At 61.5% G+C, this 13593-nt stretch carries 6 protein-coding genes; all 6 read left to right on the forward strand.

Going from position 1 to position 13593, the window contains the following annotated elements; genetic code table 11:
* Positions 1–72: 72 nt before the first annotated feature.
* From XX99_RS17800 to XX99_RS17825, 6 genes are read left to right on the forward strand one after another with little or no spacing between them, the layout of a single operon-like run.
* On the forward strand, positions 73–603 hold the full coding sequence (locus XX99_RS17800) for an RNA polymerase sigma factor (RefSeq protein WP_184085045.1): 531 nt from the start codon (positions 73–75) through the stop codon (positions 601–603).
* A 36-nt stretch (positions 604–639) separates the two neighbouring features.
* Positions 640–2472, forward strand: coding sequence for a hypothetical protein (locus XX99_RS17805; RefSeq protein ID WP_050060740.1), 1833 nt, complete (start codon positions 640–642; stop codon positions 2470–2472).
* Entirely contained in the window at positions 2469–6470 is a 4002-nt protein-coding gene (locus XX99_RS17810) for a hypothetical protein (RefSeq protein WP_050060741.1), read from the forward strand. The genes XX99_RS17805 and XX99_RS17810 overlap by 4 nt, the downstream gene beginning before the upstream one ends.
* Positions 6467–7351 carry a hypothetical protein gene (locus tag XX99_RS17815; RefSeq protein WP_050060742.1) on the forward strand — a complete coding sequence of 295 codons (885 nt, stop codon included), beginning with the start codon at positions 6467–6469 and terminating at the stop codon, positions 7349–7351. The genes XX99_RS17810 and XX99_RS17815 overlap by 4 nt, the downstream gene beginning before the upstream one ends.
* A 59-nt stretch (positions 7352–7410) precedes the next feature.
* On the forward strand, positions 7411–9285 hold the full coding sequence (locus XX99_RS17820) for a coiled-coil domain-containing protein (RefSeq protein ID WP_050060743.1): 1875 nt from the start codon (positions 7411–7413) through the stop codon (positions 9283–9285).
* 51 nt (positions 9286–9336) lie between these two features.
* Positions 9337–13575, forward strand: a complete 4239-nt coding sequence (locus tag XX99_RS17825) for a TonB-dependent receptor (RefSeq protein WP_050060744.1) — start codon at positions 9337–9339, stop codon at positions 13573–13575.
* Positions 13576–13593: the final 18 nt, after the last annotated feature.

A 13593-nucleotide genomic window follows, 5' to 3' on the forward strand; every position in this document is an offset into this window, starting at 1 on the left:
CTCTCGAGAGAGGCGATTCATCTCGGCGCGAGGACGGAGCCGCAGTTCGGTATCTCCGCGGATGGCGAAGCGGTGCGCGACGAATGGACCCAGCCACGATTGAGCGGAGACGCGCAGCAGCGGATTCTGGCGTTGTACGACGAATATCGTCCTCATCTCTATCGCTATCTGCGCAGCATGCGACTGGGACGGGAGTGGGCCGAGGAAGTTATCCAGGAAACATTCATGCGTCTCACGTCCAAGCTGCTGGAAAAGGATGATATCGAGAACGTGCAGGGTTGGGTGGTTCGTGTGGCACACAACCTGGCGGTGGATGTGTTGAAGGAAGAATGCCGCAAGATCATTGGCGACGATGAACCTTTCCTGATTGAGAACCGCGCCGATCCATCCTTGAACCCCGAGGAAGCGTACTGCAGAAACGAACGGTCGATACGAATGACGCTCGCGCTGTGGGAGCTGAAGCCCCAGCACCGCCAATGTTTTCAGATGCGCGCCCATGGCTTTCGCTACAAGGACATCGGTGTGGCCCTGGGAATCAGCGCGCAGCGGGCGGCTTTCGTGGTTAAGCAGGTGGCAATGCGACTGGCGACAATCTGCGGGTAGATAGCGGCGAATACATAGATGGTGAAGAGCACATAAATGGCGGTGAATAAGTTGGTTGAGGAGTTATTGCGACGGTTCGATCTATCTTGGAACGAACATCTTTCCGACGAGAAGCTCGCGGATCTGATTTGTCGTGAACTGTCGTTCGTCGAGGTGTGGATCGCGCAGCGTCATCTGGAGATGTGCCGGCATTGCCGCAGCCGCCGCTGGTGCCTGGAAGGCCCGCGCGCCGCGAGCATGATCGAGCTCTATGCAGAGACAAGCCGGGCAGAGACAAGCCGCGGGGAGGATGACGAACTTTCGGAGGAGCCGCGCGCCGCGTTCGCGCAGTGGCTGCAGTATGAGGTGCGCCGCGCCGCATTGCAAAGGCCGGAGCGGCGGATTCTGAAGCAAGGGCGCAGGCTGCGCGCAGCGATGCCTGCAGTTTCGATCGGCGTGGCCTTTGGATTGACGGTTGGCGCTATCGCATTCTCGCTCGCATGGCGGCGAGTCCCGAGTATCAGCGCGAATAGCCTCCTGGTGCATGCGGAAGCGTGGGATGTCTCCGCATCCACTACCGATGCGGGAGTCGCCCATCAGACCATCCGGATCAAGACATCCGGACAGAGCATGGATCGCACGCTCTATTGGGATCTGCAGGGAAAGCGCCATGCCAAGCGTGTGGCATTGGCCGGCCGCGAGGAGCAGCTCAAGCTGGAGCTGGGACGCGCGGGAGTGGATTGGGACCGGCCCATCTCGGCTTCTGCTTATCAGGACTGGCACGATCATCAGCATGTGCGCGTGGACCGCATTGCGGAGACGGGCCGTCATCTACTTACACTCACCACGACTGTGCCCGACGGCATCCTTGCGCAGCAATCCATCACTGTGCGCGACACCGACTTCCATGCTGTGCGGCGGACCGTAGGGTTTCGTGACAGCGACTCGGTGGAGATCGCAGAGCTTGATTACAGCGTTCTTCCCTGGAGCGCGGTGGACGCGAAAGCCTTTGAGCCGCTGCAGACCGTGCCGTTGCACGAAGCGCCGGCGTTGCCGCATCTCCGCATGACGCTGGATTTGCCCGAATCCCGCAGCCCGGAGCAGCTTGATGAGACGGAGCTGAATACGCGGCTCATCTTGAATCAGCTGCACGCCGATGAGGACGAGCAGATCGAGGTGCGCCGGTCGGGGCAAGAGGTGGAGGTCGAGGGCTTAGTTGCGACCGACGATCGCAAACGCGAGCTCACCACGCAGTTGATGACGGTTCCGGGGCTCAAGATCTCGATTCGCAGCGAGGCGGATTTAAGCAAGACTCCGCCGAGCGCTATGGAATCTGTAAGTGTCGAAGCAGCGGCGCTGCCTGACAACCCATCGGCATTGGATAACTATCTGCGCCACCGCGGCCGGCCGGTCGAGGAGATCAATGCTGTGGAGCGGCAGCTCTTTGAGGGAGCTCTCGTCATCAGCAAGGAGAGCCACTTCATCGCTGAGTTGAAGATCCGCTTTGCGCACTCCGGTTCGATGCCGGTGCTCACGCTGGCCACTCTGGAGGAGCTGCTCTACAGCCACCATGAGCGCATGGAGAAGGCTCTGCGCGAGGAACGGGCGCTGCTGGCCCAGGTACAGGGAGTGCCGGTGGCCGGCGCCGGTTCGTTCGTTCCAGGCACGCCAGCCGCGGGCGCGCCAGCCGCGGGCGCGCCTTCTCTGGCTGCGGCGGCGGGCACCAACCTGGCGCTTGCCCGGGAGTTGACGCAGACCAATCTGGAGCATCCGCGCAGCGCGGAAGAGATTTTCGCCGAGATGACCGGCGTGCTGGATGCCTTGTTTCCCGCTGCGCGTGAGGCCTACATGGATCGGGAAGTGAACCCGGCCGCAGGGAGCAAGCAATGAGCGGCGTACTGTTCATGGCAAAGACCCTGGTGAGCGGATGGTTGACGGGAAGAGCAGAGGCGCCCGGAGCGATTCGCGGAGCATTGCGTCTGCGGCATCGCGGCGCGGTGAGCGCGTTCTCTCTGCTGTGCTTTGCGATGCCCGGCTTGATTTTGATTGGTTGCGGCGGCCACTCCGGCGAGCAGGCGAAGGCTGGGCCGATTACCTTCACGAATTCGAGCGGCGCCGTGGAAAAAATCGCTTCGCTGGCCATAACCTCGGCGGTGAAATTGAGCATGATGCCGATCGGGGACAGCATCAACGGTGGCGTGGATTGGGTGATCGCGTGCGGCGGCAATCCTGTCTCAGGAAGTATCACGAATGGCGGCTGCGGCAGTCTATCTTCGCTGCACACGCCTGACGGAGGGCCTACTACCTACACAGCTCCTTCGCTTATTCCTATCGGTACGTCTGTCACTATCACTGCGACAGTGACCAGCAACCCATCGCAGAGCAGCAGCGTGAGCCTGACCATTGTGTCGACACCCATCGGCGTGACCTTCGCCTCGACCGCTCCGATGCCGAGTTCCCTGGCTGTGAACGCGACGTTATCGATTAATGTCCAGGTCGCCAACGACCCATCGGATGGGGGAGTGAACTTCACTGTCACTTGCGGGTCGAGCGCTTGCGGATCGTTTAACCCCGTCATGGCGCAAGCGGGCACAGCTGTTGTGTCCGGGTATCCGGTTACGTCCACCTACACGGCGCCCTCCGTGATTCCAGCCGGAAATACAGTCACGATCACGGCCACGTCAGTGACCGACAGCAGCAAATCAGCCAGTGCGACGTTGACCATCACGCCGCCGTCTGCTCCGCCGCCCGCGCCGCCTCCGGTGACGGTGAGCGTCGCGCCAACGAACCTATATGCGCAGACGACGGGATCGGTGCACTCCGCTCATGTCACGGCCATTGTCGCCAACGATCCTCAGGCTGAGGGTGCCGACTGGTCGGTGAGCTGCGGCGCAGCGGCATGCGGGACGATTACCGCGCACACTGCGAGTGGCAGTCCTGCCACCTATGTGGCTCCGCCCACAGTGCCGCCGGGCGGAACGGTGTCAATTACGGTAAGCTCGACGGCGAATCCGGCTGCCACTGCTTCAGCGACCGCGAACATCGTGACCGCAGCGCCCATCGTGGTGACCATCTCCACGCCGCCCGCTCCGTCGCAAACGGTTGGAGCGCAGGCAACGCTGGCGGCAACAACGACAGGCGATACGGCCAACCTCGGTGTCAATTGGACAGCGAGCTGCGGAGGCTCCAGCGGATGCGGCAGCTTCAATTTGTCTCCCGCGCATACGGCAAGCGGAGGACAGATCATCTACACCGCTCCGGCCGCGGTTCCCACGGGTGGAGTCGTCACGATCATGGCTTCTTCTGCGGCATCTACGCCGTCGAATCCCGGAGTCGCGTTCACGACGATCGTGCCGCAGCCGCCGTCGGTGTCGTTCCAGCAGGCTCCGCCTTCCACGATGACGGCGGCGACGCAAGCTTCTGTCATCGCCACAGTTACAAATGATGTTCCGCCGGGAGGAGTGACCTGGTCGGTGGTGTGCGGCAGCACACTTCCAGGCGGCTGCGGCTGGATTGCGCCGGTGCAGACGGCCAGCGAAGCTGCCGCCACATATACCGCGCCTCCGGTAACACAGGCAGGAACCTCTGTCACGCTCACCGCCACTTCGGTCGCCGAGCCCAGCGTAAGTGCCAGCTCCAATCCCATCACCATCAATCCCGCGACCACGCCGACGGTGAGCTTTATTCCTTCGCTTCCGTCGCAGATGCAGCCCAACGCAACTGTGAACCTGACTGCAGCCGTGGCCAACGATTCCACAAATGCGGGGATCGACTGGCAGGTTTGCTCCAGCGGCTGCGGCTTCTTCACGATCCAGCCTGCGATTCCCGCCATTCCCGCAACTGCGACGACGCCGTTTACTCCTGCGGTTCCAGCGGTGACGGCGACCAGCGTCTCGGCGTGGTCCAACGATCTGCCCATTCCGTATACCGCTCCGCCGCAAGCGCCTTCCACGGGCACGGTGGCAATTCTTGCCGCGGCTCACGCCAACAATGCGCAGGCTATGTCGGGCGCGATCACGATCAGCTCCAGTTTGTTCGGGCCGCCCGTCGGGGGCGTAGTGCAGACGGGCACGCAGCCGGTGGTTGGAGCATCGGTTGCGCTCTATCCCGCCGGAACCAGCGGCTATGCTTCCGCGTCGACTGCGATAGGTACAGCCGTCACCGACAAGAACGGAGGCTTCACGATCGCCGGTACATACTCCTGCCCATCGCCCGCAAGCCAGATTTACGTGGTGGCCACGGGCGGCAAGGTGGGAACGAATTCAAACAATCCCAATCTGGCGCTGATGGCCGTGTTGGGCGCTTGCAGCAATCTCGGTTCCGCGCCGGTGGTCGTGAATGAAGTGACGAGCGTGGCTGCGGCCTACGCCACCTCGGCGTTCGCGGCGAACGACGCTCTCACTGGGAATAACAGCTATCTCTATCTGGGAACCAGCAGCGGGAACAGTGCTGGTCTCGCCAATGCGTTCGCCACGGCCAGCAGCCTGGTTGACATCACTACCGGTCAGGCACGGTTCTTCGTTCCGGCCGGAAACGGGGCTGCACCATACGTTCAGATCAACACCGTCGCCGACATGCTCAACGCCTGCACCGCAACATCGGGTGGTGTTGAAGGGGATGGCAGCGCCTGCGGCAACCTCTTTACCGGTGCGGATGTCCTTTCGCAGCACACCCTCTTTAACTCGGTAGCCCCAACGGACACGCTGCAGGCTGCATTCAACATTGCCGAGCATCCGGTTACAAATTATGGCTATCAATTGCTTCTTCCACCGCTGGGTGGCTCTTCCAGCCTGGCCTCGCTGAGCTCTCCCTTCCAGCCCATCCTGTCCACGACTCCCAACGACTGGTCGCTTTCGCTCAACTACACGGTGGGCGGTCTTCCCGCGGACACACTGGGCTCCTTCGCTCTCGATGCCACAGGAAACCTGTGGATCACCGATGCGACCGCGGGCACGGTCATCGAGTGGAACTCGACCGGCGCAGCCGTTTCGCCCTCGGCAGGCTATGCGGCGGGTGGTGGACCCATTGCCATCGATGCGAATGGCAACGTGTGGATCTCCGGCAATGGATCGCTGAGCGAACTGAACAGCCTGGGGATGCCGATACCGGGAAGTCCCTTTGCCGGTGTGGCAGGCGGCGGCAGCGATATGTCCATCGACGCGCAGAACAACCTCTGGATCGCCAATGGAGCCGGCGTCAGCGAGTTCAGCGATGTCGGCGTGTTGCTTTCGCCGGCTGGTGGATTTACCAACAGCGCCTACTCCGGCGTCAGCGCAGTTAGCGTCGACAGTTCCGGCAACGTCTGGCTGGGCACGCCCGGCGTGGCTGACGGGAGCGCCTTCGCCGTTCTTAGCAATCCCGGCGGTCAGTTGATCGCTGCCGGCGGAGCTTCAGATGAGAACACCGTCGCCCCGCAGATGGCCGCTGACAAGGCAGGCGACATGTGGGCTGTGCAGGGCAATGGCGCTGGGTTTGTTTGCGATATCCCGCCCTACGCCGGAAGGGGATCGGAGTTGGTAGGGGCGGCCTCGTGCACGCCAGGCGACGGACCCAACCCGAATAGCAACGCGTTTCCCTTTTTCAACGCCGAAGGTCTCGCGCTGGACGGCGCTGGCACGGCCTGGTTGGCGAGTGCGGGCGGCGGGAGTTCGCCCACAATTCCGCCCAGCTTACTCCCGGTCATCTTAAAGGGCGCTTTTACTCCAACAAACTTCTACGTATCGCCGAGTCTCGCCGCGGGCACTGTCCGTGTGGGCATAGACGGCTCCGGCAATGTGTGGGTGCTGCTTGCGAATCACACCGTTACTGAATACATCGGCGCCGCGGCTCCGACGGCGAATCCGACCGCTCTGGCGCTGAAGAACATGAAACTTGGAGCAAAACCATGAAAAAGGGCGGACATCCGGCCTTGCATCACTCTCTTCTGCGTTGGGACAAAACACCAGCGATGAAACACGCCAGGTTCCCTAAGATACGGCTTGCCCTGCCGGTTTATTCGCTGCGGCGGATGGCGGTGGCAGGTTGTGCCGCTGTTCTGACGATGCTCTCCGCATGTTCCTCGGGGCATGCTCCCTCGAATGTGCAGGTGGGGCCGATCGTCTTCACTGACGTCAACGGCGCGCCATTGCCTAAGAACAAGATTCCCGGTTCGCTGACTGCGGGACAGGGCACCTATGTCGACGTGACGCTGAGCGGTGATCCGCAGGAATTGGGCGCTGACTGGAGTGTCTATTGCGGGAGCGCCCCGGCTCCGGGCACTCCGGTGCCTCCAGGACAGACGCAGGATGAGACCTGCGGCACCTTCACGCCCGCGCACACCCTAAGCGGCCCGATTCCCACCTTCCTCACCAGCGCCACCGGCTATGTCGCGCTCTATGTCGCGCCGTCCGCTCCGCCGAAGGATGGCACGGTGACCTTGTACGCCGCCTCGACCAGCGCTGCGAACAAGTTCTCGAGTGTGTCGTTGTCTATCGACGGCAATCCGATTTCGGTGAGCCTTGCTCCTCCGCCTCCGGGGTCGCTCACCGCCGGAACCGGCACCCAGTTGCGCGCGGTGTTGAACAATGACCCGGCCAACGCAGGGGTGAAGTGGACGGTGATCTGCGGATCGACCGATTGTGGCTCGTTTGCGCCTGCGCAGACCGGCAGCGGCATTGCGACGACTTATACCGCTCCTGCAGTTGCGCCCGTGAATGGCGTCGTGCAGGTGACGGCGACTTCGGTTACAGACCCGACCAAGGCTGCCAGCGCAACGATTTCGATCATGTAGCGAGCGACATTCCCCGCAACGATCCGATTGCATTACCCGCATTCACCGAAGGAGATTCGATGCACACTCTTCTGAAAACGAGCTTGGCCGGCACGCTTCTGGCTATTTGCTTTTGTGCCCCGGCCCAAACCGTTTCCACCGCAACTACGACCAAGCATGTCCGGGCGAAAGCGAAGACCCAGGAAGAGATGCTGCTGGAGCAACTGAACGACAAGTTCCACAAGCTTGACGAGCTGAACCAGAAGTACGACGAGCTGCAGCAGAGGTTCGATGCTCTGGAGAAGCGGTCTTCGGCCCGCGATGCGGAGCTCGAACAGGCGCGCAAGGATGCGGAGGATGCGAAGCAAAAGCAGGAGGCGACGCAGCAGGCGTCCGGTCCGGAGAATGCAGCCGTTACGGAATTGCAGACGCAGGTTGCGAACCTGAAGTCTTCTTCCGATGCCCTCGCTACGCGCGTGGATACGACGCAGCAGGCGACGAAGAGACTCGAGAACGGGGATACCATCCACTTCAAAGGTGTCGATCTCAAGCCGGGCGGCTTTCTGGCTGCAGAAACGGTCGATCGCCAGCGCGCAGTCGGTGGAGATGTGAATACTCCCTTCAACTCGATTCCGTTTGGCGGGCAATCGGCTGGGGTGTTGTCGGAATTCAATGCCAGCGGCCGCCAGTCGCGCATCTCGTTGCAGGCGGATGGCAAACTCCCTTCGGCTACGCTGCGCGGATATTACGAGGCAGACTTCCTTTCGGCAGGAACCACTTCGAACAACAATCAGAGCAACAGCTACACGCTGCGTCTGCGCCAGGCATGGGCTCAGGCGCAATTGCAGAGCGGATGGACACTGACCGGCGGGCAGATGTGGTCGCTGGTCACCGAGTACCGGCACGGCCTGGACAACAACTCCGAAGCGATTCCGTTGACCATCGACGCGCAGTACAACGTCGGCTTCAGCTGGGAGCGGCAGTACGGCTTCCGCGTCGTCAAGCACATCACCCCGAAGTTCTGGATCGGCGGCTCGGTTGAAGAAGCGCAGACGCTGAACATCGGTGGCCACAATCTGCCGACAATCCTGTATCAGCAGGCCGGCAATGCCGGCGGACTGTATAACCCCACAGCAAACTACAGCTTCAACTACGCGCCTGATCTTATCGCCAAGGCCGCTTACGAAACCAACTTCGGACACTTCGAAGTATTCGGCGTTGGCCGGTTCTTCCGCGACCGCGTGTTCCCCAATGGCCCCGTGCCGCCGGGAGCAACGCAGCCTGCCACGGTCTCGGCGCTCGGAGCCTTTACCAATAAGACGCAAGGCGGGGGCATTGGCGCCAATGCGCGGGTTTCGCTGTTTGCAAAGAAGCTCGATATCGGAGCGCATGCGCTGATCGGCGATGGAATCGGCCGTTACAGCAGCGCCACGCTGCCTGACGCTACCGCTCATCCCGACGGATCGCTCGAGTTGCTGGCGGGCGGCTCGGGCCTGGCCTCGATGGAGTGGCACAGCACGCCGCGACTCGATGTGTATGCCTACTATGGCGGCGAGTACGACAAGCGCGCCTGGTATGCGACGCCGTTCACCAACACCACGGCCGGGCCGACACTGGGCCAGCCGATTTTGGGCGGCTACGGCGCTCCTACCAATATCGTTTCCGGCTGCTATGTCGAAGTGCTTCCGGTCGCGTCGCCCAATGGCGGCGGCAACGTACCCGGAGCGGCGGCGAACTGCAACTCCGATACGCGCAATGTGCAGGAAGGGACCTTCGGCTACTGGTTTCGCTTCTATCGCGGCACGCACGGAACTTTGCAGCAGGGCATTCAATACTCCTACGCCGAACGCCGCAGCTGGCAGGGAATCGGCAACCCCGCGGCTGGCCTGACCAACTCGCCCAAGGCGATCGACAACATGTGGTTTACCTCCTTTCGCTACTACCTCCCGCAGTAGTGGGCAACGTTCGCCGATGAGCGGTCAGGAAACCGAACCGAGGAGTAATTAGTGAAGCTGATTCGAGTTCTCTCAAGATTGATGCTGGTGCTGCCGTTGATCACGCTGCTGGGTCTCCCGGCAGCGTTCGGTCAAGCCGGCCAAGGGCGCATTTCCGGTGAGGTTACCGATCCGGATGGCGGCGTCATTCCTGGCGCTGCAGTTCAAGTCATCAATCAAGACACGCTCGTCAAGCGGTCGGTGCAGTCCGATAGCCAGGGCTCCTACAACGTTCCCGGTCTGCCTGCCGGACGCTACCAGGTAATCGTGGAAGCTCCGGGGTTCACCCGCCGGTCAAGCGAAATTCTGACGCTTACCGCGGAACACACCATCGTGTTCAATGCGCAGATCCAAGTCTCCAAGGTCACCGAGGAGGTTCAGGTCAATGCCGGCGTGCCGTCTACCGTGGACACAGGCAGCGCGTCGCTTTCCACTTCTCTCGGCAGCAAGGAAATTGCCGGCTACCAGCTCAACGGCAGGAACTTCTCGCAACTCATCACTCTCTCTCCCGGTGTAAGCAACCAGACCGGCCAGGATGAGGCCAAGGTAGGCGTCGCCGGAAGCGCGAAGTTCAGCGTCAATGGCGGACGCGTGGAGTACAACACCTTCGAGGTGGACGGCAGCGACGTGCTGAACACCAGCATCAACGCCAGCCGCGGGCAGGGCGAGCCGCTGATGGTGTATCCCAGCATCGATGCCATCCAGGACATGAAGGTGCTTACGGCCGACTACAGTGCCCTGTACGGAAAGAGCGCTTCGGGAAGCGTGCTGATCACTACCAAGTCGGGCACGGAAAACTTCCACGGCGATGTTTATGGGTTTCTGCGCAACGAGATGTTCAATGCCAGGAACTTCTTCGACCAACCCAATCCTGAGCCTCCAGGATTCCAGGGAAAGCCGAAGTACCAGACCCCGCTGTATCGGCGACTTGATTTTGGCGGCACCATCGGCGGCCCGCTCTACATTCCACACGTGTACAACACGACGAAGACGAAAACCTTCTTCTTCTTTTCAGAAGAGGTGCGCCGCGAGAAGACGCCGGTGGACTACAACCAGGCGGTGCCCACCATGGCAGAGAGATCGGGAGATTTCTCCGACGTGTGCCCGACGCTGCTGCCCAACAGCTCCGCCACCTTTAATCCTTCTCAGGGATTTTCGGACTGTCCGCAGGGCACGCCCGCCGGCTCCGGTGCTTTCAACATTGGCCGCAGAGTGCCTGTGGACTACACCAGCGCCGCAATTCTTAACTCGGGACTGATTCCGGAGCCGAACGCAAGCAGCGGATGCAACTCCACCAATCCGTCGCCTTTGCCGCACTGCTTCGTCGGTTCGGTCTCTCCGGCCACGCACTGGCGTGAAGAGTTGTTTCGCATCGACCACAACCTCAACGATCACGAACGTCTGTCGTTTCGCTATGTGCACGACGCTTGGGACACGGTGACGCTGGTTCCGCAGTGGGGAGTCGTTCACAACAGCTTTCCCACGGTAGAGAATCAGCTCACCGGCCCCGGCCTCGACATGGCTGTGATCCTGTCGCAGACGCTGCCGCACAACTTCATCAACCTGATCTCGGCCGGCTATGTTGTCCAGCACATCACGCTGACGCCGCAGGCGGGGCCGGGTGTTACCTCGCTGGGGCGGCCGACCGTGCTCGACGATCCCGCGGCGACCGGTGGGACGGCTATGGGGGGAGCAGGCTGCTCGTTGTTCACGCCTCCCGCGAATTCCTATCCCCCAAGCATCACCGAGTGTCCCATGGGGTTCATCTTCAACAACGGCTACGGCGGCAGCAAGATTCCGGGAACTCCCCAGGGTCTTCTTCCCGGGCTTGTCTTCCAGGGGAACAACGGCGCCTATGGCGGACACGGCTTTGCGGCCGATACCGGCTATGCGCCCTGGAACCAAGCCAACCCGACGTTCACACTGAGGGATGACGCCAGCAAGACCATCGGAAGGCACACTTTGCAATGGGGCTTCTGGGGAGCTTATACCCAGCAGAACGCCTTGAGCGGCGTGACCGGAGCCAACTCCGGCGACCAGCAGGGCCTGCTGACCTTCAGCAACCAGCAGTCCACGTTTACATCTGGAAACGCATTTGCCGATTTTCTTGGCGGCTCTGGTTTTGTGCCCAGCATTTTCAGTGCCGAGACCGCTACGGGCGGGATCAAGAGCTATACCCAGGACAGCGGGCAGGCCAAGTACTACAACCGCAACAAGGTGGCGGATCTCTACATGCAGGACGACTTTCGTGCGACATCCCGTCTCACCATCAACGCGGGACTTCGCGCGAACCTGTTCGGAGCGTGGTACAACCCGAATGGCACGGCTTACAATTGGCGCCCCGAGGAATTCAATCAATCTCTCGGCGCTTCGATTTTTATCGATCCGAACAACGGCGAGCTGGTGAACAAAATCGGCGGCCTGCCGGTTCCACTGAAGAATACCGGACCCTATAGTCTGACTGGGGCCAATGCGCTCGATCCCGCTATCACAAACGGACTGGTGCAGTGCGGCGGAGCCAATAGTGCGGTGGTCTCCGACTCCTGCATGTCGAACAAGCTGTTTCATCCGTCGCCTCGGGTCGGACTTTCCTGGGACCCGTGGGGTGACGGCAAGACCGCTCTCCGCGCCGGATACGGTCTTTTCTGGGAGCATGGCACCAGCTACGAAGCGAACGTGGCTTCTCTCACCGGGAGCGCCCCGCTCGTCCTCAGCGAAACGCAATCGAATATTAAAGGAATCGCCGGCACCCCGACCGCGCCACCCGCCTACAACTCGTATGGACTGATCGGCCTCTCCTGCCAGGGGGGAACGGCGCAGTGCGGCAGTTTCACTCCGCCACCCGGCAGTGGTGGGTCCACATTTCCGCTGAACGTGACCTCCATCCCGACGAAGGCAACCTATTCCTACGTGCAGCAGTGGAGCCTGGGTCTCCAGCGCGAGTTGCACAAGGGCCTGGTGGGACAGCTTGCCTACGTGGGCACCAAGGGCACGCATCTGACCGCGGTGCGCGACCTGAACCAGCTCAAGCCTCTCAGCAACGCTCTCAACCCATTTGCTCCGGGACAGCCGATCACCGCAAGCGTGTGCTCCAGCGGGGCCAATGGAGGTGTTTTCTCGACGCAGGGACTCAACAATTCCAATCCCGGAGCGCCGGTGACCATCCCCAGCTCTTCTGCGATTGCGTCCAACGATCCGGGTTACATCAATATCTTTGTTGCCTGCACCGGCAATCCGGGATTCGCCAACGGGGGTGGGAAACTCGGGGTGAGCGCCGATACCCAGCGGCCCTATCTTGGCTTCAGCAACATTATCTCGGTAGAGAACACCGCCGATTCCGAGTACAACGCTCTGCAGGCCTCGTTGCGCGAGACTACGGGGCCGCTCACTATCGCTGTGGCTTACACCTACAGCCATTCTCTGGACGACGCCTCCGACCGCGCCAGCGCGAACTTCGCGGACTCTCTCAATATCCATTCCAGCCATGCCAGCTCGGACTTCGACCAGAAACACATCTTCAATCTCAGCTACATCTACGACCTGCCGATTTTGCGGCTGCTGGGCGGCTTTACGCACCTGGTGGGCAGCGGCAGCGACGCGGATGAGCAGGCGGGGACCACTCCCGCGGCCGCGGCGCCGGCGGCGGAATTCGCGCCTATCGTAAAGACGGTGTTAGGCGGCTGGCAGTGGAGCGGCCTCACCACGGTTGACACCGGCACGCCGTTCAGCGTCATCAACGCAGGCGGCGCTAACGGCACCGGGGCGGCCGACAACGCCGGAGTGGGAGACGGGCTGGGTGTGGGCTCCTATGCCGACATCATAGGTTCGGCACATACCGGCAAGCCCTTCGTTGCGCAGGGCAAAAACAATGTCGGCCCGCTGCTGCTCAATCCCGGCGCCTTTGCCGCGCCCCGCGGCCTGACCTTCGGCGACTCCGGCCGCAACTATCTTCGCAATCCCGGCCGGGTCAACTTCAACATGTCGCTCTTCAAGCATTTCAAGCCGTTTGCCGAGCACCTCGACATCGAGTTTCGCGCCGAGGCCTTCAACGTCTTCAATCACACGCAGTTCCGTATTACCGATCCGGCCAACCCCGGCAATGTTGGCAACAATGTCATCAACTGCTACGGCGACCAGACGGAGCTTTACTCTGCCGGAGCCTCGGGATGCCTGCAGGGAAATTCGTTTCTGCATCCGGTGGATGCGCACGATCCACGCATCCTGCAATTCGCTCTCAAGGGCACGTTTTAGGGGCGGATGGGGGTGCGC

Source organism: Silvibacterium bohemicum (assembly GCF_001006305.1).
Lineage (GTDB): Bacteria > Acidobacteriota > Terriglobia > Terriglobales > Acidobacteriaceae > Silvibacterium > Silvibacterium bohemicum.

Excerpts from the sequence above, each read along its gene's own strand:
- XX99_RS17805 (WP_050060740.1), top strand. The coding sequence starts at position 640 with ATGGCGGTGAATAAGTTGGTTGAGGAGTTATTGCGACGGTTCGATCTA.
- XX99_RS17810 (WP_050060741.1), top strand. The coding sequence starts at position 2,469 with ATGAGCGGCGTACTGTTCATGGCAAAGACCCTGGTGAGCGGATGGTTG.
- XX99_RS17820 (WP_050060743.1), top strand. The coding sequence starts at position 7,411 with ATGCACACTCTTCTGAAAACGAGCTTGGCCGGCACGCTTCTGGCTATT.
- XX99_RS17815 (WP_050060742.1), top strand. The coding sequence starts at position 6,467 with ATGAAAAAGGGCGGACATCCGGCCTTGCATCACTCTCTTCTGCGTTGG.